This window comes from Arthrobacter sp. cf158 (assembly GCF_900106835.1).
Taxonomy (GTDB): Bacteria; Actinomycetota; Actinomycetes; order Actinomycetales; family Micrococcaceae; genus Arthrobacter.
The window spans coordinates 76,859-98,101 of the sequence record NZ_FNNR01000002.1; the positions used below are offsets into that span (position 1 = coordinate 76,859).

General features: G+C 63.9%; 16 protein-coding genes. 13 read left to right on the plus strand and 3 right to left on the minus strand.

Going from position 1 to position 21,243, the window contains the following annotated elements:
- The first annotated feature begins 2 nt into the window (after positions 1 to 2).
- The 6 genes from BLW08_RS03315 to BLW08_RS03340 all read left to right on the plus strand — a co-directional run bounded on the left by BLW08_RS03315 (position 3) and on the right by BLW08_RS03340 (position 10,445).
- A complete protein-coding gene (locus BLW08_RS03315; protein WP_175538561.1) occupies positions 3 to 1,580 on the plus strand; it encodes an NAD(P)H-hydrate epimerase in 1,578 nt (525 codons plus the stop codon).
- A gap of 69 nt (positions 1,581 to 1,649) precedes the next feature.
- Positions 1,650 to 3,929, plus strand: coding sequence for a glycogen debranching protein GlgX (glgX, locus tag BLW08_RS03320; protein WP_090817831.1), 2,280 nt, complete (start codon positions 1,650 to 1,652; stop codon positions 3,927 to 3,929).
- The gene (gene treY / locus BLW08_RS03325; protein ID WP_091323345.1) at positions 3,926 to 6,238 is read left to right on the plus strand and encodes a malto-oligosyltrehalose synthase; all 2,313 of its coding nucleotides are present in this window, start codon (positions 3,926 to 3,928) and stop codon (positions 6,236 to 6,238) included. Before glgX ends, treY begins: the two co-directional genes overlap by 4 nt.
- A 60-nt stretch (positions 6,239 to 6,298) precedes the next feature.
- Positions 6,299 to 8,071 carry a malto-oligosyltrehalose trehalohydrolase gene (treZ, locus tag BLW08_RS03330; RefSeq protein WP_091323346.1) on the plus strand — a complete coding sequence of 591 codons (1,773 nt, stop codon included), beginning with the start codon at positions 6,299 to 6,301 and terminating at the stop codon, positions 8,069 to 8,071.
- 82 nt (positions 8,072 to 8,153) lie between these two features.
- Complete coding sequence (gene mgrA, locus BLW08_RS03335; RefSeq protein ID WP_090817839.1) at positions 8,154 to 9,191, plus strand: L-glyceraldehyde 3-phosphate reductase; 1,038 nt, start codon at positions 8,154 to 8,156, stop codon at positions 9,189 to 9,191.
- A 168-nt stretch (positions 9,192 to 9,359) separates the two neighbouring features.
- Positions 9,360 to 10,445, plus strand: coding sequence for an inositol-3-phosphate synthase (locus BLW08_RS03340; protein WP_090817844.1), 1,086 nt, complete (start codon positions 9,360 to 9,362; stop codon positions 10,443 to 10,445).
- Positions 10,446 to 10,843: 398 nt separating this feature from the next.
- Here the strand turns inward: BLW08_RS03340 and BLW08_RS03345 are convergent, their stop codons facing one another.
- Together BLW08_RS03345 and mshA are read right to left on the minus strand one after the other, a co-directional pair.
- On the minus strand, positions 10,844 to 12,532 hold the full coding sequence (locus BLW08_RS03345; protein WP_091323347.1) for a formate--tetrahydrofolate ligase: 1,689 nt from the start codon (positions 12,530 to 12,532) through the stop codon (positions 10,844 to 10,846).
- A 104-nt stretch (positions 12,533 to 12,636) separates the two neighbouring features.
- Positions 12,637 to 13,881: a D-inositol-3-phosphate glycosyltransferase gene (gene mshA, locus BLW08_RS03350; RefSeq protein WP_090817849.1), complete on the minus strand. Its 1,245-nt coding sequence runs from the start codon at positions 13,879 to 13,881 to the stop codon at positions 12,637 to 12,639.
- A gap of 109 nt (positions 13,882 to 13,990) precedes the next feature.
- Here mshA and BLW08_RS03355 point away from each other — a divergent pair, with 109 nt between their 5' ends.
- Complete coding sequence (locus tag BLW08_RS03355; protein WP_090817852.1) at positions 13,991 to 14,509, plus strand: GNAT family N-acetyltransferase; 519 nt, start codon at positions 13,991 to 13,993, stop codon at positions 14,507 to 14,509.
- A 12-nt stretch (positions 14,510 to 14,521) separates the two neighbouring features.
- On the opposite strand, the gene BLW08_RS03360 is transcribed toward BLW08_RS03355, so the two are convergent.
- A complete protein-coding gene (locus BLW08_RS03360; RefSeq protein ID WP_091323348.1) occupies positions 14,522 to 15,901 on the minus strand; it encodes a 6-phospho-beta-glucosidase in 1,380 nt (459 codons plus the stop codon).
- Positions 15,902 to 15,947: 46 nt separating this feature from the next.
- On the opposite strand from BLW08_RS03360, the gene BLW08_RS03365 reads away from it, so the two are divergent.
- The 6 genes from BLW08_RS03365 to tsaD are packed head-to-tail and all read left to right on the plus strand — an operon-like array spanning position 15,948 to position 21,234.
- On the plus strand, positions 15,948 to 17,042 hold the full coding sequence (locus BLW08_RS03365; RefSeq protein WP_254779654.1) for a carbohydrate kinase family protein: 1,095 nt from the start codon (positions 15,948 to 15,950) through the stop codon (positions 17,040 to 17,042).
- A gap of 49 nt (positions 17,043 to 17,091) precedes the next feature.
- Positions 17,092 to 18,339 (plus strand): alanine racemase, encoded by a 1,248-nt coding sequence (gene alr, locus BLW08_RS03370; protein ID WP_091323349.1) that lies wholly within the window; start codon positions 17,092 to 17,094, stop codon positions 18,337 to 18,339.
- Positions 18,336 to 18,914 carry a tRNA (adenosine(37)-N6)-threonylcarbamoyltransferase complex ATPase subunit type 1 TsaE gene (gene tsaE, locus BLW08_RS03375; protein ID WP_091323350.1) on the plus strand — a complete coding sequence of 193 codons (579 nt, stop codon included), beginning with the start codon at positions 18,336 to 18,338 and terminating at the stop codon, positions 18,912 to 18,914. The genes alr and tsaE overlap by 4 nt, the downstream gene beginning before the upstream one ends.
- Complete coding sequence (gene tsaB, locus BLW08_RS03380) at positions 18,914 to 19,585, plus strand: tRNA (adenosine(37)-N6)-threonylcarbamoyltransferase complex dimerization subunit type 1 TsaB (protein ID WP_091323351.1); 672 nt, start codon at positions 18,914 to 18,916, stop codon at positions 19,583 to 19,585. Before tsaE ends, tsaB begins: the two co-directional genes overlap by 1 nt.
- Positions 19,586 to 19,598: 13 nt before the next feature.
- Positions 19,599 to 20,111: a ribosomal protein S18-alanine N-acetyltransferase gene (gene rimI / locus BLW08_RS03385; protein ID WP_090817869.1), complete on the plus strand. Its 513-nt coding sequence runs from the start codon at positions 19,599 to 19,601 to the stop codon at positions 20,109 to 20,111.
- Positions 20,098 to 21,234, plus strand: coding sequence for a tRNA (adenosine(37)-N6)-threonylcarbamoyltransferase complex transferase subunit TsaD (tsaD, locus tag BLW08_RS03390; RefSeq protein WP_091323352.1), 1,137 nt, complete (start codon positions 20,098 to 20,100; stop codon positions 21,232 to 21,234). Before rimI ends, tsaD begins: the two co-directional genes overlap by 14 nt.
- The last annotated feature ends 9 nt before the right edge of the window (positions 21,235 to 21,243 follow it).

The following is a 21,243-nucleotide window of genomic DNA, read 5'->3' on the forward strand; positions in this document are numbered from 1 at the left end:
CAATGATCAGCGCCTTCACCGGACAACAGATCAGGGACGCGGAACAACCGCTCCTGGACTCCGGTGAGGGCGCTGTTCTTATGCAGCGGGCTGCCTACGGCCTGGCGCAAACCGTGGCCCGCGAAGTCAAAAGCAGGCGCAAGCTGGCCGGTGCCGGCATCACCGTACTGGCCGGCAAGGGAAACAATGGCGGCGACGGCCTTTTTGCCGCGTCTTTCCTCGCGCGCAGGGGAATGCGCACGACGGCGGTACTCGCCGCTTCTGAAGTGCACCCGGAGGCTCTGGCTGCCTTTGTCGCGGCGGGCGGCCGGACGCTGCGTTTGGAACCCGGGAATGCCGAAGAGCTGGCAGTCATGTGTGCGGGCAACGATGTGATCATTGATGCACTGCTCGGTACCGGCGCCCGGGGCGGACTCCGTGGTGCTTCAGCCGAACTCATCGCCTTGCTCCAGGAGCTGCGCCCAGCCCTGGTGGTGGCCTGCGACCTCCCCAGCGGGCTGGACGCCAATACCGGAGAAGTCCACTGGCCCGTCCTGGACGCGGACGTCACTGTGACTTTTGGTGGCATCAAAGCCGGGCTGATGACGGATCCGGGTGAGGGCTGCTCGGGACGCATCGAACTTGCGCGGATCGGCATAGAGGAGTCGCTGTCACCCGAAGAGGCCGAACTGCGCCGTATCACTGCCGTGGAGCTTGGCGCGTTGCTGCCCGCTCCCGATCGCCGTGCGCACAAATACTCCAGAGGCGTCCTTGGCGTCGTGGCAGGTTCGGCGAGGTTTGCCGGGGCTGGGGTCCTGAGCGTCCATGCTGCGGCTACGGCCGGAGTGGGGATGGTGCGCTACCTTGGTCCCGAATCTGCTGCGCAATTGGTCCTTGGCCGCACCCCCGAAGCCTTGTGGGAGTCCGGAGACCCCGGCAGGGTCCAAGCGTGGCTGCTGGGTTCGGGTGTTGATGGCGAGGAACAAATGGAGCGTGCCCGGGCCGTTGCTGCCGCAGCCCTCACCGCTGGCTTGCCTGTGGTGGTGGATGCCGGTGCCTTGAGCCTCTTGCCGGAACGGTGCCCGCCTCACTGGATCCTGACCCCGCACGCTGGTGAATTGGCCACGCTGTTAGGCACCCTGCCCTCCACAGGGGAGGTAGCGGTAACCCGTGAAGACATCGAATCCCGGCCATTGCACTTTGTGCGGCAGGCTGCGGAACAAACCGGGGCAACAGTGCTCCTGAAGGGTGCCACCACACTGGTGGCGTCGCCGTCGGGCGTGGTTTTTAGCCAGTCTGAGGGCACTGCGTGGATGGCCACCGCGGGCAGTGGCGACGTTTTGGCTGGCGTTCTTGGTGCACTGGTGGCGCAGTGTGCGGAATCCATCAAGGACGACGCCGGCGCGTACGCAGCGTTGGGCCTGGACCCCGATGACCGCTGGGCTGCTGCGGCCGCCGTGGCGGCGAGTATCCATGGGCGCGCGGGAGTGGCCGCATCCACTGATTTTTCCGGCGGCCCCCTTACCGCATCGGCGATCGCGGCGGCGGTGCCGTGCGTTATGGGTTCGCTCGCGGCGGAATACGACCGAACAAGACCATAAGGTTACTGTCAATGTCGGGGACATGAGTAGGCTTGCAGCAGGTTATCCGCATCACCAAGAGGAGAACGCATGGAAGTCTGGCCTGGATCGGCTTATCCGCTGGGTGCCACTTTTGACGGCACCGGCACCAACTTCGCGCTGTTTAGCGAGAAGGCCGAGAAAGTGGAATTGTGCCTCTTCGACGACGACGGCGGGGAAGTCCGCGTTGATGTCACCGAGGTAGATGGTTTTGTATGGCACTGCTACTTGCCCCAGGTTCAGCCCGGGCAGAAGTACGGCTACCGGGTCCACGGTCCCTACGACCCCGACGCCGGTCAGCGCTTCAACCCCAACAAGCTGCTGCTGGATCCCTATGCCAAGGCAGTCCACCGGCAAATCGACTGGGATCCGGCCCTGTTCTCCTACAACATGGGCGATCCTGATTCCCGCAATGACGAGGATTCGGCGCCCCACATGATGTTGGGCGTGGTCATCAATCCGTTCTTTGACTGGGACGGCGACAAACTGCTGCGGATTCCGTACCACAAGTCGGTCATCTACGAGGCCCACGTCAAGGGCCTTACCCAGATGCACCCGGAGGTTCCGGAGGAGCAGCGCGGCACCTATGCCGGCGTCGCCCACCCTGCTGTCATCTCGCACTTGCAGAAGCTGGGCATCACGGCCATCGAACTCATGCCGGTGCACCAATTCGTCAACGACGGCATCCTGCAGGACAAAGGCCTGAACAACTACTGGGGCTACAACACCATTGGCTTCTTCGCCCCGCACAACAGCTACAGCTCCAAGGGCGATACCGGCCAGCAGGTCCAGGACTTCAAGGCCATGGTGCGGGCCCTGCACACCGCCGGCATCGAAGTCATCCTGGACGTCGTCTACAACCACACCGCTGAGGGCAACCACCTGGGACCCACGCTGTCCTTCAAGGGCATCGACAACTCCGCGTACTACCGCCTGGTGGAAGATGACCAGAAGTACTACATGGACTACACCGGCACCGGTAACTCACTGAATGTCCGCAGCCCGCATTCCCTCCAGCTGCTCATGGACTCGCTGCGCTACTGGGTGACCGAGATGCACGTGGACGGTTTCCGCTTTGACCTCGCTTCCACGCTGGCCCGCGAATTCTACGACGTAGACAAGCTTTCCACCTTCTTCGAACTGATCCAGCAGGACCCCGTAGTGTCCCAGGTGAAACTCATCGCCGAGCCGTGGGACGTTGGCCCCGGGGGTTACCAAGTGGGCAACTTCCCGCCGCAGTGGACGGAATGGAACGGCCAGTACCGCGACACCGTCCGCGACTTCTGGCGTGGCGAACCTTCCACCTTGGGTGAATTCGCTTCCCGTCTGACCGGTTCCGCGGACCTCTACGAACACTCGGGCCGGCGTCCGGTGGCATCGATCAACTTCGTCACCGCCCACGATGGCTTCACGCTTGCGGACCTGGTCTCCTACAACGAGAAACACAACGAGGCCAACGGCGAAGACAACAACGACGGCGAATCCCATAACCGTTCCTGGAATTGTGGTGCCGAGGGCCCTACGGACGATCCCACGGTGCTCGGAATGAGGGCACGCCAGCAGCGCAACTTCATCGCCACCCTGTTCCTTTCGCAAGGCGTTCCCATGCTGCTCCACGGTGATGAGCTGGGCAGGACGCAGCGCGGCAACAACAACGGTTACTGCCAGGACTCTGAACTGACGTGGATCAACTGGGAGAACGTGGACCAGCCGCTCATCGAGTTCACCGCTGCGGTGTGCGCCCTCCGGGCCAAGCACCCCAGCCTGCGCCGCAGCCGCTTCTTTGACGGCCGTCCGGTACTGCGTGGCGAAGGCGAGCGGCTCCCGGACATCGTATGGCTGGACGCCGATGCCAGCACCATGAGCCCCTCGGATTGGGACGAGGCCTTGGGCCGCTCCGTTGGTGTATTCCTGAACGGTGACGGAATTCATGGCCGCGACAACCAAGGCCGGCGCATCACCGACGTAAACTTCCTGCTGTACTTCAACGCAGACCAGGACGAGGTCGGCTTCCGGATCCCTTCGGATGAGTATGCACCGGCGTGGGACGTCATGATTGACACCGCCGGAGAAGGCGCTGAAGCAGGGGTGGTCAAGCCGGACCAGATCCTCATGGTTGGCGGCAAGTCATTGGTGGTGCTGCGGGCACACAGCACCCCTGAAGTTGAGCCGGACCACTCGGTGGCAGCGTCCCTTGCCGCGCTGACCCAGACCAGCACTCCGGAAACGGCATCCATCACGGCACCCGCGGTGACATCGCTGCCGTTCGACTACAAGGGAGATTCCACGGCGGATGAGGACTCCGGTTCGTCGGAGAAGGCTGACTCATGAGGACGCCCATCTCGACGTACCGGCTCCAAATCCGTCCGGAGTTGACGCTGCAGGACGCTGCGCAGCTTACGGGCTACCTGCGGTCCCTTGGAGTCGACTGGGTGTATGTCTCACCAATCCTCACCGCGGAGGAGGGCTCGGATCACGGCTATGACGTCACCGATCCCACCACCGTGGATCCTTCGCGAGGCGGCCCCGAAGGGCTTGCTGCCCTGTCCAAGGCCGCCCGCGAACAGGGCCTGGGCATCTTGGCCGACATTGTGCCAAACCACATGGGTGTTGCCACCCCCGGGCAGAATGCCTGGTGGTGGCAGCTTCTGAAGGAAGGGCGCACGTCCAAGTACGCTGAAGCCTTCGACGTCGATTGGGACTTCGGCGGCGGGAGGATCCGGATTCCGATTCTGGGTAACGACGACGAGCTGGACCAGCTCAGGATCGTTGACGGCGAACTGCACTACTACGATCACCGCCTTCCCCTGGCTGACGGCACCTACAGCGACGGGGACAGCCCCCAGGACGTCCACGCGCGGCAGCACTATCAGCTGGTGGGGTGGCGCAGGGCCGACGCTGAACTGAACTATCGCCGGTTCTTCGCGGTGAACACCTTGGCCGGCCTGCGCGTAGAGGTGCCGTGGGTGTTTGATGAATCCCACCAAGAGATCGTGCGCTGGTTCCGTGAAGGGCTGGTGGACGGCCTCAGGATCGACCACCCGGACGGTTTGGCAGACCCCGAAGGCTACCTGGCGAGGCTGCGGGAAGCCACGGGCAGCGCGTATCTACTGGTGGAGAAGATCCTGGAGCCGGGGGAGCAGCTGCCGGACACCTTCGATTGTGAAGGCACCACAGGATACGACGCCCTCGCTGACGTGGACCGCCTCTTTGTGGATCCCGCAGCCGAAGAGTATCTCGATTCCCTGGACGCCAGATTGCGGGACACCGAACAGCCAGCGGATTACGGCGACATGATCCATGGGACCAAACGCCGTATCGCGGACGGCATCCTGCGCTCGGAGGTTCTCAGGCTGGCGCGTCTGGTTCCGGAGTCCTTGGGGCTTCCTGTGGAGAAGGTGGCCGATGCGATCGCCGAAGTCATCTGCTGCTTCCCCATCTACCGGACGTACCTTCCCTACGGTCGGGAAGTCCTGGAGGAATCCATCGGTCACGCCGCCGAGAACCGGGCAGACCTGAAAGCTGTGCTGGAAGACCTGAAGCCACTGCTGCTGGACCGTGACGGGGCGTTGGCCCGGCGTTTCCAGCAGACTTCGGGCATGGTGATGGCCAAGGGGGTAGAGGACACGGCGTTCTTCCGCTTCACCCGGCTGGGCACGCTGACTGAAGTGGGTGCAGACCCTACCGAGTTTGCTGTCACCACTCCGGATTTCCACGAGCGGATGGCCCGCCGCCAAGCGGAGCTGCCGCTCTCCATGACCACGCTGAGCACTCACGACACCAAGCGCAGCGAGGATGCCCGGGCGCGGATTTCGGTGATTTCCGAGGCAGTCCCGGAATGGGAACTGTTCCTTGGAACGGTCCAGGAACTGGCACCGATCCCGGACGGACCGCTGGCTGCCCTTATTTGGCAGTCGATTGTCGGGGCATGGCCGGCAGACCGCGGTCGTCTGCAGGCATATGCCTTGAAGGCGGCCCGCGAGGCAGGCAATTCCACCAACTGGACCGATCCCGACGCCGACTTCGAACGCCACCTGGCTGCCGCCGTCGACGCCGTTTTTGATGTCCCGGAGGTTGCTGCAGCCCTGGAGAACTTCGTTGCCGAGCTCGAACCGTACGGCACCTCCAACTCTTTGTCTGCGAAGCTGGTCCAGCTGACCATGCCCGGTGTCCCGGACGTCTACCAGGGCACTGAGTTCAGGGATGGTTCCTTGACCGACCCCGACAACCGTCGGCCGGTGGACTTTCAAGCCCGCATGGAGGCGCTGGCGGAGTTGGACCAAGGCGCCAAGCCCGCTGCCACCGAGGAATCCGCCAAGCTTCTTGTTGTTTCCCGGGCCTTGAGGTTGCGCCGGGACCGCCCTGAACTGTTTGGTGGCTACCGCGCTGTGGAAGTTCGTGGTGAGGCCGCGGCACACGTGGTTGCTTTCGACCGTGGAGCGGAAGCGCCGGGTGCTGTGACGGTCGGTACTCGCTTGCCCAAGCGCTTGGAAGCCGAAGGTGGCTGGCGCAACACGTCCATTGAGCTGACAACCAACGTTCGGGACGAACTCACCGGAGCCACATACGGTGCCGGCTCTGTCCCGGTGGGCACCATGTTGGAGCAGTATCCGGTGGCCCTGTTGGTGCCCACAGACTGATTCGCGAACCACCCACACCATCACTGCAACGAACGCTTGAGATTACGTACAGGGAGCATGATGCTGGAGCACGCTGCTGGAAAAGACCGTTTCGACGTCTGGGCGCCTGACGCCGGGTCGGTCCGGTTGCTCGCGGACGGCCGCGAGTACGCCATGGAACAACATCACGACGGCGCCGCCACCGGTTGGTGGCGCGCGCCGGCTGACGCTGTGGCAGGGGAAGCTGACGGACTGCGCTATGGCTACCTCGTGGACGGGGAAGGGCCGTTTCCCGATCCCCGTTCGCGGAGGGTACCGGACGGCGTTCACGGCTTGTCCGCCACGTTCAATCCCGACGCCCATGCCTGGAAAGATTCCGGCTGGAAGGGACGCAGCCTCCAAGGCTCCGTCATCTACGAACTCCACGTGGGAACCTTCACCCCGGAGGGCACGCTTGATGCGGCCGTCGGGAAACTGGACTACCTGGTGGACCTCGGCGTCGATTTCGTTGAGTTGCTCCCGGTCAACGGCTTCAACGGAGTCCACAACTGGGGCTACGACGGCGTCCTGTGGTATGCCGTCCACGAGCCCTATGGTGGTCCGGCCGCTTACCAACGATTCGTTGATGCGGCGCACGCAGTGGGACTGGGCGTCATCCAGGACGTTGTCTACAACCACCTCGGGCCCAGCGGAAACTATCTGCCCAAGTTCGGGCCCTACCTGAAATCGGGGGAGGGCAACACCTGGGGTGACTCCGTGAACCTTGACGGCCCGGGCTCTGACGATGTGCGCCGCTACATCCTGGAGAACGCCGCGATGTGGCTCCGCGATTACCACGTGGATGGCCTGCGACTCGATGCAGTCCATGCACTGCGGGACGAACGGGCAGTGCACATCCTCGAGGAATTTGGGGCCTTGGCGGACCAGATCGAGGCCGAGACGGGAATCCCAAAGACCCTGATCGCGGAATCGGACCTGAACAATCCGCGGCTCATCTACCCCCGCAAGGACAATGGTTATGGGCTGGAAGGCCAATGGAGCGACGACTTCCATCACGCCCTCCACGTCAACCTCAGCGGTGAGACCACCGGGTATTATTCGGACTTCGACTCGCTCGCAGTCCTGGCGAAGGTCCTGGAGCACGGATTCCTCCATGACGGCAGTTATTCCAGTTTCCGCGGGCGGCACCATGGCAGGCCCATTCGGCATGACCTGGCCCATCCGTCGGCCTTGGTGGTCTGCCTCCAGAACCACGATCAAATTGGCAACCGGGCCATTGGAGACCGGCTCACTGCATCTGTGCCTGTCGGCAAACTGGCCATCGGCGCAGTGCTGACCATGACGTCACCCTTCACCCCCATGCTGTTCATGGGGGAGGAGTTTGGCGCGTCCACACCATGGCAGTTCTTCACCTCGCATCCGGAACCGGAGCTTGGCAAAGCAACAGCCGAGGGGCGGATTAAGGAGTTTGAGCGAATGGGCTGGGATCCATCCGTTGTTCCAGACCCCCAGGATCCGGAAACATTCCACCGCTCCAAGCTCACGTGGGACGAAGCCGGCGAAGGGGATCACGCGCGCCTGCTCCAGCTGTATAAGGATTTAGCACAGCTGCGCCGCAACACGCCTGAGTTGGTGGACGGCGGTTTCGGGGGGACGTCCGTCGAGTTCGACGACGACGAACACTGGCTGCAGTTCTCCCGCGGCAACGTTCGGGTGGTGTGCAACTTCGGGGATCAAGCACTCGGGACACCACTGGACGGCTCCGTTTTGCTGGCCACCGACCCCCAGGCAGCCTTGGACGAGGGCACCTTGAGGCTTCCCGGCGCCAGCGCCGCCGTCGTCCGTTTTAACTGACCTGATCAGAACTGAAGGTGACGGCGCCCACATAGCGGACGGCGCCGTCACCGTTTGTTTGTGCAGTGGCAGGATGGAACGTATGACTTATTCGGCTGCGGAAAACCGCTACGAAACCATGCCCTACCGCCGCGTTGGACGCAGCGGACTCAAACTCCCCGCCATCTCGCTGGGTCTCTGGCACAACTTCGGGGACGACAAGCGGTTCGACGAACAGCGCGCCATCCTGCGCCGTGCGTTCGACCTTGGGGTGACCCACTTCGACCTCGCCAACAACTACGGACCGCCGGATGGATCGGCCGAGACGAACTTCGGGCGCCACCTGAAAGACGACTTCAAGCCCTACCGTGATGAACTGGTCATCTCTACCAAGGCCGGCTACTACATGTGGCCCGGTCCCTATGGTGAGTGGGGATCCCGCAAGAACCTGATTTCAAGCCTGGACCAGTCCCTGGAGCGCATGGGCCTGGATTACGTAGACATCTTCTACAGCCACCGCCCCGACCCCGAGACGCCGTTGGAAGAAACCATGGGCGCGCTGGATTACGCAGTCCGCTCCGGCAAGGCACTCTACGCCGGTATCTCCTCCTACACCCCGGAGCAGACGCTGCAAGCCGCGCGGATCCTGAAGGAACTGGGCACCCCGCTGCTCATCCACCAGCCCAGCTACTCCATGTTGAACCGGTGGACCGAGAACGGTTCGCCGAACCTGTACGAGGCACTGGACCAGGTGGGCGCAGGCTCCATCGCGTTCTCGCCACTGGCCCAGGGGATGCTGACCAACCGCTACCTCAACGGCGTGCCGGCGGATTCCCGTGCCGCCAAGGAACGGTTCCTGTCCGAGTCGCAACTGACCGAGGAGAAGCTGGACCGGGTGCGCGGCCTCAACGCCATTGCCGAGGGACGCGGGCAGACCCTGGCCCAGATGGCGATTGCGTGGATCCTGCGTGACCAGCCCAAGGGATCACCCGTGACGTCGGCACTGATTGGTGCCTCCAGCGTGGCGCAGCTTGAGGACACCCTCAGCGCCATCAACAACCTGGAGTTCACCGCGGAAGAGCTGACGGCGATCGACGAGTTCGCCGTTGAATCAGACATCAACCGGTGGGCTCAGAAGTAGCCTTCGGACGGTGACACAAACAGCAGGGGCCGGGCGGGAACAAAACCGGTCCCTGCTGTGTTGGTTACAATGCAAGTGTGCGCCGAATGGCGCCGTGCCAATTAGTCGCGCCCTGGACTCAGTCAGGGATTCGCCTGGCACCTGAGGTTATTTCTCAAAAGGAGTTCCGTGTCTTCACATCCGATTCGTGTTGCCATTGTCGGTGTAGGTAACTGCGCCGCATCGCTGGTCCAAGGTGTTCAGTACTACCGCGACGCTGACCCGAAGGCCACCATCCCGGGTCTGATGCACGTCGAGTTCGGGCAGTACCACGTCAACGACGTCCACTTCGTCGCAGCTTTCGACGTCGACAGCAAGAAGGTGGGACTGGACCTTGCAGACGCCATCGGCGCCAGCGAAAACAACACCATCAAGATCGCCGACGTTCCTGCAACGGGCGTGACCGTCCAGCGTGGCCACACCCTCGACGGCCTGGGCAAGTACTACCGCGAGACCATCGTTGAGGCACCGGAAGAAGCTGTGGACATCGTCGCAGCCCTCCGTGAAGCCAAAGCTGACGTCATGGTCTGCTACCTGCCGGTCGGTTCGGACCAGGCTGCCAAGTTCTACGCCCAGTGCGCCATCGACGCCGGTGTTGCGTTCGTGAATGCGCTTCCGGTCTTCATTGCCGGCACCAAGGAGTGGGCTGACAAGTTCACCGAGGCCGGTGTGCCGATCGTTGGCGACGACATCAAGAGCCAGATCGGTGCCACCATCACGCACCGCGTCATGGCCAAGCTCTTCGAAGACCGTGGCGTCACCCTGGACCGCACGTACCAGCTGAACGTCGGCGGCAACATGGACTTCAAGAACATGCTGGAGCGCGACCGCCTGGAGTCGAAGAAGATCTCCAAGACGCAGGCTGTGACCTCCAACGTTGAGGCCGAACTGCACGCCGACGACGTCCACATTGGACCGTCGGACTACGTTGCCTGGCTCGATGACCGCAAGTGGGCTTTCGTCCGCCTCGAGGGCCGCAACTTCGGCGACGCCCCCGTGTCCCTCGAATACAAGCTCGAGGTATGGGATTCCCCGAACTCCGCCGGTGTGATCATCGACGCCATCCGCGCCGCCAAGATCGGTTTGGACCGCGGCATCGGTGGCCCGCTGCTCTCCGCGTCCAGCTACTTCATGAAGTCGCCGCCGGAGCAGTTCAACGACGACATCGCCCGCGACAAGGTTGAAGCCTTCATCCGCGGCGACATCGAACGCTAAATCCCGACGCTTCGACCAAGCGCCCTTCCACACATGCGGGAGGGCGCTTTGTCGTATCCGGACGCTCTCTCACCTTTTGGGTGTTTTGGTGGGACGCTCTCTCACCTTTTGGGTGTTTTGGTGGGACGCTCTCTCACCTTTTGGGTGTTTTGGTGGGACGCTCTCTCACCCTTCGCTCAGCGTCAACGACGACGGCACCTACGTGATCGCCGACGTTGGCCAGGAGTTCCGACATAGGTGAGAGAGGGTTTGGGTGGGGCGCGCGATGGGTGAGAGAGGGTTTGGGTGGGGCGCGCGATGGGTGAGAGAGGGTTTGGGTGGGGCCTGCTATTGGTGAGAGAGGGTTTGGGTGGGGCGCGCGATGGGTGAGAGAGGGTTTGGGCCCTGCCCGGGGAGGCCTAGAACAAGCCGGTGGGCTGACCCTCGGCGTCCACGTCCATGCGCATCGCAGCCGGCTCCTTGGGCAAGCCGGGCATGGTCATGACAGCGCCGGTCAAGGCAACGATGAACCCGGCACCGGTCTTGGGAATGAGTTCGCGCACATGGACCCTGAAGCCCTTGGGGGCACCCAACCTGGAGGCGTCATCCGTGAAGGAATACTGCGTCTTGGCCATGCAAATTGGGAACCCGGACCAGCCGTTTTTCTCGATCTCGGCCAGGCGCCTCAATGCGGGAACGGAGAATTCGACGCCGTCGGCCCCGTAGATCTCTTGCGCAATGGTCCGGATTTTGTCCTCCACTCCCATGTCCAGCGGGTACAAATGGTGGAAGCCGGATGGTGAGTCAATCGCAGCAGCTACTTTGGCAGCGAGCTGGTCACCGCCGTCGCCTCCACCGCCGCGGCCCCAAACATCGGCGACGGCGGCCTCCACGCCTTCCGCTGCGCACCATGCCAGCAGCCACTCCAGTTCTTCGGGGGTGTCAGTGGCGAACTTGTTGATGGAGACCACTGGTGAGATGCCGAATTTTGCCACGTTGCCAACGTGCCTCTTCAGGTTCTCCACACCGGCGGCCACGGCGTCGACGTTGGGTTCGCTGAGTTGTTCCTTGGGGACGCCGCCCTGCATCTTGAGCGCGCGGATGGTTGCGACTATAACGACGGCGGATGGTGCCACCTCTGCGATCCGTGCCTTGATGTCCATGTACTTTTCGGCGCCAAGGTCGGCACCGAATCCTGCTTCGGTGACAACGATGTCAGCCAGTTGCATTGCGGTGCGGGTGGCGATCAAGGAGTTGCAGCCGTGGGCAATGTTGGCAAACGGCCCGCCATGCACCAACGCGGGAGTCCCGGCGATGGTTTGGACGAGGTTGGGCTTGATGGCGTCCTTTAAGAGCATCGTCAGCGCACCCTCAACCCCCAGGTCCGCCACGGTCACTGGTGCGCGATCGTAGGTGTACCCAAAGGTGATCCGGCCCAGCCGGGAGCGGAGGTCATCGAGGTCTCTGGCCAGGCAGAAAACGGCCATGATTTCGGAGGCGACCGTGATGTCAAAACCATCCTGGCGGGGCACGCCCTGCGCTGGGCCGCCGAGTCCGATGATGACTTCCCGAAGTGAGCGGTCGTTCATGTCCAGGACTCGTTTGAACGTCATGCGGCGCGGATCGATTCCGAGTTCGTTGCCCTGGAAAATGTGGTTGTCCACCAGCGCCATGAGTGCGTTGTTCGCCGACGTGATGGCGTGGAAGTCGCCGGTGAAGTGCAAATTGATGTCATCCATCGGCAGGACCTGGGAGTATCCGCCGCCGGTCGCCCCACCCTTCATGCCCAGAATCGGGCCGAGCGAAGGCTCGCGCAGTGCGATCATCACCTTGTGTCCTGCCCGGGCCAGGGAGTCGGCAAGGCCCACAGTGGTGGTGGACTTCCCTTCACCCGCTGGGGTAGGGGACATGGCGGACACCAGCACCACTTTCCCTGGCGCCTTCCCGGCGGGGTGGACCAGTTTTGCCGGGTTGATCTTGGCCTTGTACGGCCCATAGAACTCCACTGCCTCTACGGAGATACCCGCGCGTTGGGCGATCTCCTCAATGGGCAGGATGGCGGCGTTGCGGGCGATTTCAAGATCGGTCTTGACCTTGTTCTCAGACATCGTTGTCCTTCGGCTGGGTGTTCCCTTAGCGGGCTGGCGCTTGTGGCGTGCTTACGCTGTGCGGGTCAATCTACCAGCCGTGGGCTCGTATCCCGGGAAGGAAATCAGCGCCGGGGCACCAACAGTCCGCTGACCGCCTCCCGATAGCTCTCCAGGGTGATGGCTGCCGTCCGTTGCCATCCGAAGGATTCGGCGTGGGTGGCCGCCAGCCTTCCCATGTCCTCACGGGTCTGGACATCGTCGTACAGGTCTTCGAGGGCGTCTGCCCAGTCCGAGGGGTCATGGCCGTCCACCAGGATGCCGGTCCGGCCGTCGGAGATGGCCCGGGAAAGCCCGCCGACGTTGGTCGCCACCACAGGGGTCCCGCACGCCTGTGCTTCCAACGCCACCAGGCCAAAAGACTCGCTGAAGGACGGCATGACCACCACGTCCGCCGAACGGAACCAGCTGGCGAGCTCCGGCGCCACAACGGGCGGGCGGTGTGTGACGACGTCGGCAAGTCCTGCATCCTCGATGATGTGCTGGAGGTTGAAGTCCTTGGCCCCGCTGAGAGATCCCAGGATGGTCATCTCCAAGTCGATGTCCGGCCGGCGCTTGCGCAGGATCCCGGCGGCTTTGACGAAAACCTGGGGCCCCTTGAGCCGCTGGATCCGTCCGGCGAAGAGGATATGGAAGCTGTCCGGCCGAACGTCACGTTCCCTGCGGGACTTGCGCCGGAACGATGGCGTGAATACTTTGAGGTCCACTCCGGGCGGCGCGACGTCGATGCGGTCAAGGTCCGCCCCATAGTGCGACACCAGTTCACCGGCTTCCGCAGGGGTGTTGGCCACCAGGCGCGAGGCTCCGTCCACAATCCGTTGTTCGCCTTCTTCGCGGCGCCGTGGTTCCGGGCGCTCGCCGGATTCGAGGACGAGGTTCTTGACCTTTGCCATGGTGTGCATGGTGTGGACCAGCGGAACGCCCCACAGCTCGGATAACTCAAGCCCGGCCACGCCGGAAACCCAGTAGTGCGAGTGAATGGCGTCGTAGCGGCCATGGAGCTGCCGTTGCCGGATACGGTCGATTTCCTCCACCATCTGGTGCAGGAGGGCCGGCAGCTCTTCCTTTGGCACTTTTCGACGAGGTCCGGCCGTCACGTTATGAACGCACACACCGGGCCCGGGGTGCTCGACGGCGGGCTGGCCGGCTTTGGTGGACCGCGTGAAGATCTCCACCTCCACGCCTGACTCTGCCAGTGCCATGGCCAGCGCCCTCACGTAGACGTTCATGCCGCCGGCATCCCCGGCTCCGGGCTGCTCCATGGGGGAGGTATGCAACGACAGGAACGCCACACGACGGATCAATGGCAACGTTTTCCTCCTGACACACTGCAAATTCACTTTTGCCCTGCAGAAAACACTACTCCTGCCGGCAAACGCTCTGTTCAGGCAAACCGGCTATGTGGACAAGGCTGCTAGCGTGGCGGCTGTGAGCCAAGAACAGACTTTCGACATCCGCCCTGCAACTCCCGGGGACTGGCCCGGCATCTGGTCAGTCCTGGAACCGGTGATCCGGGAGGGCGAAACCTTTACGTGGGACCGCGATACCACTGAGGACGCTGCCCGGGCCAAGTGGATCAAGGACGCCCCTGGACAGACCTTTGTGGCAGTCCGCCAGGAGACCGGAGAGGTCCTTGGCACTGGCGAGTTCCACGCCAACCAAGCCGGTGGTGGAAGCCATGTGGCCAACGCCGGTTACATGGTGGGGGCGAAGCACAGTGGGCAGGGCATCGCACGGGCGTTGTGCGCGTACTCCTTGGCTGCGGCCAAGGCAGCAGGCTTCCATGCCATGCAGTACAACGCCGTGGTGGAAAGCAACGTCCGTGCGGTGTGGCTGTGGCAATCCATGGGCTTCAAGATCCTGGCCACGGTTCCCGAGGCGTTCAACCACCCGGAGATCGGGTACGTCGGCCTGCACGTGATGTACCGGAAGCTCTGACTCCGGGCAGGGTCAGCCCCACAGCCCCCGCAGTTCGGGAAAAGCGGCCTCATACCCGTCCAGGAGTTGTTCTCCCAGTTGTGCCGATCCGATCAGCGGATGCGCGGCGAACGCCTGCACGGCTGTAGGGCGACCGCCGCCGCGAACAGCTTGTATCGTCAGCCGCTCCACCTCTTTGACGTGCTGCATCAGGGTGAGGAACTGACCGCCGGGCCGTTCCTGCGCCAGCGGCACCGCGCCGTCGGGCGTTACTTCACAAGGAACCTCGACGACGGCGTCGGCCGGCAGCCCGGGAACGGCCACGTCCGCTTCGGCCGGGCCGCGGGCAGGCACCACGGGCGCGTTGGGCACGTTCAGGATCAACTGGGCGGTCCCGCCGCCAGTCAACGCACGCATAACGGACAGGGCCACCCGCTCATAACCGCCACCGGCGAGGTCGTCCTCGTCCCGTTCCTCGCCGTGCGTGCGGGCCTCGGCCAGATATCCTTCCTCGCGGGACCGCCGGGCGGAGTCCCACAGTGCGTAAGGGTGTGAAGTCTGCGCCAGGGCCGGGTACAGCGAATTCTGCTGGTGATGGATGGAGGCCCCGCGGGTCTGCTGTTGCCGGCGGATTGCTGCCGTGGCTTGCGCAGTTTGGTAGTAGTAGAAAAGGTATTCGTTGGGCAGGCAGCCGAGCTGCAGCAGGGTGTGTTGCCCAAACAGCCGCCCTTCTTCCATGGACTCCAGCGCGTGGTGATCAGCCAGTAGCCCTGGGAGCAGGTCACGGCCGCCAGGTGCCAGCCGATAGAGCCAGCCGAGATGGTTCAGCCCGAAGTAGCCCACGCCGTCGAGCGTTCCCTCCGTCAACGGCGCGCCGGCAGCGCGGGCTGCCCGCTGGACCAGGCCGCCGGCCGAGTCGCAGATGCCGATGACCCGGCGGCCCAGCACCGGGACAAGGGCCTCCGTCACCATTCCGGCGGGGTTGGTGAAATTGATCAGCCACGCGTCCGGACAGTAGCGTTGCATCGCCTCGGCGAGTTCCAGCATCCGGGGAATGGAACGCAACGCATAGGAGATGCCTCCGGCGCCGGTGGTCTCCTGGCCCAACAGGCCAAGATCCAACGCCACGCGTTCGTCGGCGATCCGTCCGGCCGTTCCGCCAGGCCGGATGGCTGCGAACACCATGTCCGTTCCCTTGAGTGCGTGGGCAAGATCAGTGGAACTCACGACGACGGGCGCGGAACCAGCCGCTGCGGGCATATCGCGGAGCACGGCCTCGATGGCCGTCAGCCGTGCCGCATCCACGTCGTAAAGGACCAGTTCGTCCACCAGCCCCGCGAAAGGACCCGCGCACAAGGCCCGGTACACCAGGGGTACCCGGAATCCGCCGCCGCCGGCGATCATGAGCCTCATGGTCCGAGTCTATGCAGCCCCGGGGCCGCAGCGTAGTCTGCCGTGCATGGACGCTATGCCCCAGCGACGTTTTGATCCCCTTGCTGCCGTGCGATCGGACGGCGACAACCAGTGCGACCTGCTGCTGACCGGAACCGTGTTCCAGGACATCATCTTTACCGGTCTGCCGCACTCGCCCGAGCCCGGAACCGAGGTTTGGAGCGAAGGTATGGGCAGCTGCCCCGGAGGTGTCGCCAACCAGGCCATTGCGGCGGCCAGGTTGGGCCTGCGCACCAACCTCGCCGCCACATTCGGCGATGACGGTTACGGGGACTACAACTGGCAGATCCTGGAGAGCCAGGAACACGTGGACCTGTCATTGTCACGCACCATCCCGGGATGGCATTCACCCGTGACGGTTTCCATGTGCGTGAACCAGGACCGTTCCATGGTCACCCACGGACACCCCGCACCGATCAGTTCCTCCGAGCTGATCGGGCGGCCACCCAAGGCACTAGCCGCGGTGGCGGACCTGGGCGAGGAACTGGAACCATGGATGCTGTCCGCAAAGTCCGCGGGGACCAAGCTGTTTGGCGTGGTGGGCTGGGATCCCACGGGTGAATGGTCCGAACGCAGGCTGGACCAGTTGGAGAACTTCCACGCGTTCCTGCCCAACGCCCCAGAGGCCATGGCGTTCACCGGGAAGACCGACCCCTGGGCGGCCCTGTATTCATTGGCCGACCGTGTACCTGTGGCCGTGGTGACGCTCGGCCCCCAGGGTGCCGTGGCCGTGGACTCCGAGACCGGCGAGGAGGAATGGGTGCCCTCCCTCCCAGTGTCCGCCTACGATCCCACAGGGGCAGGGGACTGCTTTGGAGCAGCCTTCATAGTGGGTTGCCTGGCAGGCTGGCGGTTGGGGGACCGGCTGCGGTTCGCCAACCTGTGTGCCTCCCTGGCCGTCCAGGAAGTGGGAGGTTCGCTGGCTGCGCCCGGGTGGGGCGACATTGCCGACTGGTGGCAAAGGGCCAACGCCAGGAAGGAACGCCAGTCCAGCCAGTGGTTGCGGCGCTTCGCATTCCTGGAGCCGATAGTGAAGGACATCCCCGCGGAGGCCCAACGGAGGGCCCGCGCCACCATCGCTCATTTGTCCGACGCCCAGTGAGGGTGCCCGCAGTTAACCCGAATTCACCGGCGCTACTAGAATCTCTAGGGTGACTTACGAAGCAGCTGCAGATATCGGTATCGGGTCCAGGGCCTCCATAGCAAAGTCGGCGGTGCTTGAACGCTCCGCCGTGATTGACCTCGAAGCCGTACGGCACAACGTTCGTCAGTTCGTTGGTATCGCATCCCCGGCCGCTGTCATGGCGGTTGTCAAGGCAGATGCCTATGGCCACGGCGCCGTGCAGGTGGCCCGCGCAGCCCTCGACGCCGGAGCTGCCTGGCTCGGTGTCGCGCACATTTCCGAGGCGCTCGCCTTGCGTGCTGCCGGAATTGACGCCCCGCTGCTTGCCTGGCTGCACACCCGTGAGAGCAACTTCCAAGCGGCAGTCGCTGCCGGCGTCGACGTCGGAATTTCCGGCTGGGAACTGGACGCCGTGGTCGCGGCAGCACGGGAACAGGAACGGCCCGCGCGTGTGCACCTGAAGGTGGACACCGGCCTGGGACGGAACGGCTGCACCATTGCCGATTGGGATCAGCTGGTGGGCCAGGCCATGGACTACCAGGACCAGGGCCTCCTGCGCGTGGTGGGTATCTTCTCGCACCTCGCCGTGGCCGACGAGCCGCACCGCCCGGAAACCGATGAGCAGCTGGCGGTCTTCCGCGAAGCAATCGCCATGGCCGAGGACGCCGGCGTGGACACCGAAGTCCGCCACATCGCCAACACCCCAGCCACACTGTCCCGCCCGGACTCGCACTTCGACCTTGTCCGCGTGGGCCTGGGTATCTACGGCCTGTCGCCGTTCGAAGGTGCCACTTCCGCGGAGCTTGGCCTCCATCCGGCCATGACAGTGCGCACGCTGTTGTCCAACTGCAAGAAAGTTCCTGAGGGCCAGGGCGTCTCCTACGGCCTCAATTACCGGACCACCGGGGAAAGTACGCTGGGTTTGGTGCCGTTGGGCTACGCTGACGGCGTCCCGAGGATCGGCACCGGCGGTCCTGTACGCGTCAACGGAGTCACCTACCCGGTGGTGGGCAGGATTGCGATGGATCAAATGGTGATCGACCTTGGAGCGCTGGCACCCGAAGAGGTGGCCGCCTTCAAGGGAGTCGAAGCCGTGATGTTCGGCGACGGCGCCAACGGCGGACCCACCGCCGATGACTGGGCGGCTGCCGCCGGCACCAACAACTACGAGATCGTCACGCGCATCAGCCCCCGTGTACCGCGCAGCTACGTCAACGAGCAGCCGGACAGTTCCGCGCCGGAGCACCACGCAACGCCGGAAACGGCCGCACTGTGAGCAAACCCCAATGGGAGCGCACGGTGACGGTCACGACGGCGGAACAGACTCACGCGCTCGCAGCAGCTCTGGGTGAGGTGCTTGAAGGCGGGGACCTCCTGGTCCTCACCGGCGAACTGGGTGCCGGTAAAACGACGTTCACCCAAGGCCTCGGCGAAGGCCTCGGCGTACGCGCCGGCATCATTTCACCCACGTTTGTGTTGGTACGCATCCATCCGAACCTTGCCGATGGCCCCAGGCCTGGCGGTCCGGACCTGGTACATGTTGACGCTTACCGGCTGGATTCGTCGGCGGAGATCGACGACCTCGATCTTGAGAACACCATGGACACTGCCGTCACGGTGGTGGAATGGGGCCGTGACAGGGTGGAGCACCTCTCCGACAGTCGCCTGGAGGTTGACCTGCACAGGGCTGTGGGCGGCGAAGGACCGGCACCCGCAGCGGCCGGTGACGTTCTGGATTTCGATACCGACGATGACGACGAGCCCCGCACCATTGTGTTTCGCGGCTTCGGTCCCCGCTGGGCCGCGGCGCCGCACATCCTTGACGTCACCTCCCCAGAGAAGGGCAACTGATGCTGATTCTGGCTATTGACACCTCGGCTGTTGCCAGTGCCGCACTGATATCCGACGATGCCATGGAGAGTGTGGTTGATTCGTTCGCCACTGAAGACACCCGCAGCCATGCCGAAGTCCTTGCCCCGGGTATTGAGAAGCTCTTGGCCGGTGCGGGCATCAATGGCGCAGACATCGACGCCATTGTCACCGGTGTGGGGCCAGGCCCGTTTACGGGCCTCCGCTCAGGGATTGCTACCGCGCGGACCTTGGCTTTCGTATGGAACAAGCCCCTGTATGGGCTGATGAGCCTGGACGCCATTGCCCTTGAAGTGGCGGAATCCACCAAGGCTGCTCCTGAGTTCCTGGTAGCCACCGACGCCCGTCGCAAGGAAGTCTATTGGGCCCGCTACACCCTCGCAGAGGGGCAGCTGCCGGAATTGGTGGCTGGCCCCCACGTGGGCTTCGCCTCGGAGCTTCCGGACCTGCCGGTGTTCGGGGCGGGTGCCGGCTTGTACGCCGATGTCCTTACAGCGGATGAAGACTTCGCTTCCACCCAGCCGGATGCGGCCTCCCTGGGCCAGTTCGCCTTGGCCAGGATCACGGCAGGGCAACCGTTGATGGACTCCACGCCGCTGTACCTGAGGGAATCCGATGCGCAGGTCCCCGGCCCCAGGAAACGTGCATTGTGATGGGACGGAAACCGTGAAATTGTCACCCAAACTGGAACTCGCCGGCGTCTCCCTCCGGGACATGACCGAGGCCGACATCCCGGCCGTGGAGCAGCTGGAACGCCAGCTGTTCCCAGTGGACGCGTGGCCGTTGCAAATGTTCATCGATGAACTCGCCCAGCCTGAAACCCGCCGCTACGTGGTGGCCGAGGTTGCGGGCCGGATCGTGGCGTACGCAGGGTTGATGTGCATTGAGCCGATCGCGGACGTCCAGACGATCGCCGTCGTGCCTGAATTCGAAGGCAAGGGCATCGGCTCCGCTGTCCTTACCGAACTCATCGATGAAGCGCGGCGCCGCCGTGCGGACGACGTCCTGCTTGAAGTCCGGGCGGACAACCCCCGTGCCCAGCAGCTGTACGTGCGCTTCGGGTTTGAGCAGATCCATGTCCGTCCCCGCTACTATCGGGACGGTACAGATGCCCTGATCATGAGGCTTCCCCTCAACGACCCCAACTCTTCCGAAGGAGCCCCGCATGAGCGGCCCTGATCCACAGCAGCCGTTGGTGCTCGGCATCGAGTCCTCCTGCGACGAGACCGGCGTTGGAATCGTGCGTGGCACCACCTTGCTGACCAACACGGTGTCCTCGTCCATGGATGAACACGTGCGATTTGGCGGAGTCATCCCGGAGATCGCGTCGCGTGCGCACCTGGACGCTTTTGTTCCGACGCTGCAGGAATCCTTGCACGAGGCAGGCGTGACCCTGGACGACATTGACGCCATTGCCGTGACGTCCGGCCCGGGCCTCGCCGGGGCACTGATGGTTGGCGTCTGCGCGGCCAAGGCCCTGGCTGTGGCCACCGGTAAACCGCTCTACGCGATTAATCACTTGGTGGCGCACGTTGGAGTTGGCCTGTTGGACCGAAAGCCCAGGACTGACGGAAGGCCCGACGCCGGTGCTGCCGCCGGCTTGGGTGCAGGAACGCTCCCGGAGAACCTCGGAGCGCTGCTGGTATCGGGCGGGCACACGGAAATCCTGCGGATCAGGAGCATTACGGACGACGTTGAGCTGCTTGGCTCAACCATCGACGACGCCGCCGGCGAAGCCTACGACAAGGTTGCCCGGATCCTCGGCCTGGGCTATCCGGGCGGGCCCGCGATCGACAAGCTGGCGCGCCAGGGCAATCCCAAATCCATCCGGTTCCCCCGCGGACTCACCCAGCCCAAGTACATGGGGACCGCCGAGGAGAAGGGCCCGCACCGCTATGACTGGTCGTTCAGCGGCCTGAAGACAGCCGTGGCCAGGTGCGTTGAGCAGTTCGAGGCCCGTGGCGAGGAAGTACCTGTGGCGGACATCGCGGCGGCGTTCCAGGAAGCCGTGGTTGACGTCATCAGCTCCAAGGCCGTCCTGGCGTGCAAGGAGAACGGCATTACCGACGTCTTGCTAGGTGGCGGCGTAGCAGCGAATTCGCGGCTCAGGGAGTTGACAGGGCAGCGCTGTACCTCGGCCGGAATCACGCTGCACGTACCGCCGCTGGACCTCTGTACGGATAACGGCGCCATGGTGGCGGCGCTGGGAGCCCAGCTGATCATGGCCGGAGTGGGTCCGAGCGGGGTCAGCTTCGCGCCGGATTCCTCCATGCCCGTCACCACGGTGTCAGTGCCTGCCTAAGCTTCCCGC

What these genes read in the sequence shown, in the direction of transcription:
- BLW08_RS03345 (WP_091323347.1), bottom strand. Translation starts at nt 12,532, where the DNA reads ATGTCTGAGAACAAGGTCAAGACCGATCTTGAAATCGCCCGCAACGCC.
- glgX (WP_090817831.1), top strand. Translation starts at nt 1,650, where the DNA reads ATGGAAGTCTGGCCTGGATCGGCTTATCCGCTGGGTGCCACTTTTGAC.
- mgrA (WP_090817839.1), top strand. Translation starts at nt 8,154, where the DNA reads ATGACTTATTCGGCTGCGGAAAACCGCTACGAAACCATGCCCTACCGC.
- tsaB (WP_091323351.1), top strand. Translation starts at nt 18,914, where the DNA reads ATGCTGATTCTGGCTATTGACACCTCGGCTGTTGCCAGTGCCGCACTG.
- BLW08_RS03315 (WP_175538561.1), top strand. Translation starts at nt 3, where the DNA reads ATGATCAGCGCCTTCACCGGACAACAGATCAGGGACGCGGAACAACCG.
- treY (WP_091323345.1), top strand. Translation starts at nt 3,926, where the DNA reads ATGAGGACGCCCATCTCGACGTACCGGCTCCAAATCCGTCCGGAGTTG.
- BLW08_RS03360 (WP_091323348.1), bottom strand. Translation starts at nt 15,901, where the DNA reads ATGAGGCTCATGATCGCCGGCGGCGGCGGATTCCGGGTACCCCTGGTG.
- tsaD (WP_091323352.1), top strand. Translation starts at nt 20,098, where the DNA reads ATGAGCGGCCCTGATCCACAGCAGCCGTTGGTGCTCGGCATCGAGTCC.
- BLW08_RS03365 (WP_254779654.1), top strand. Translation starts at nt 15,948, where the DNA reads ATGGACGCTATGCCCCAGCGACGTTTTGATCCCCTTGCTGCCGTGCGA.
- treZ (WP_091323346.1), top strand. Translation starts at nt 6,299, where the DNA reads ATGCTGGAGCACGCTGCTGGAAAAGACCGTTTCGACGTCTGGGCGCCT.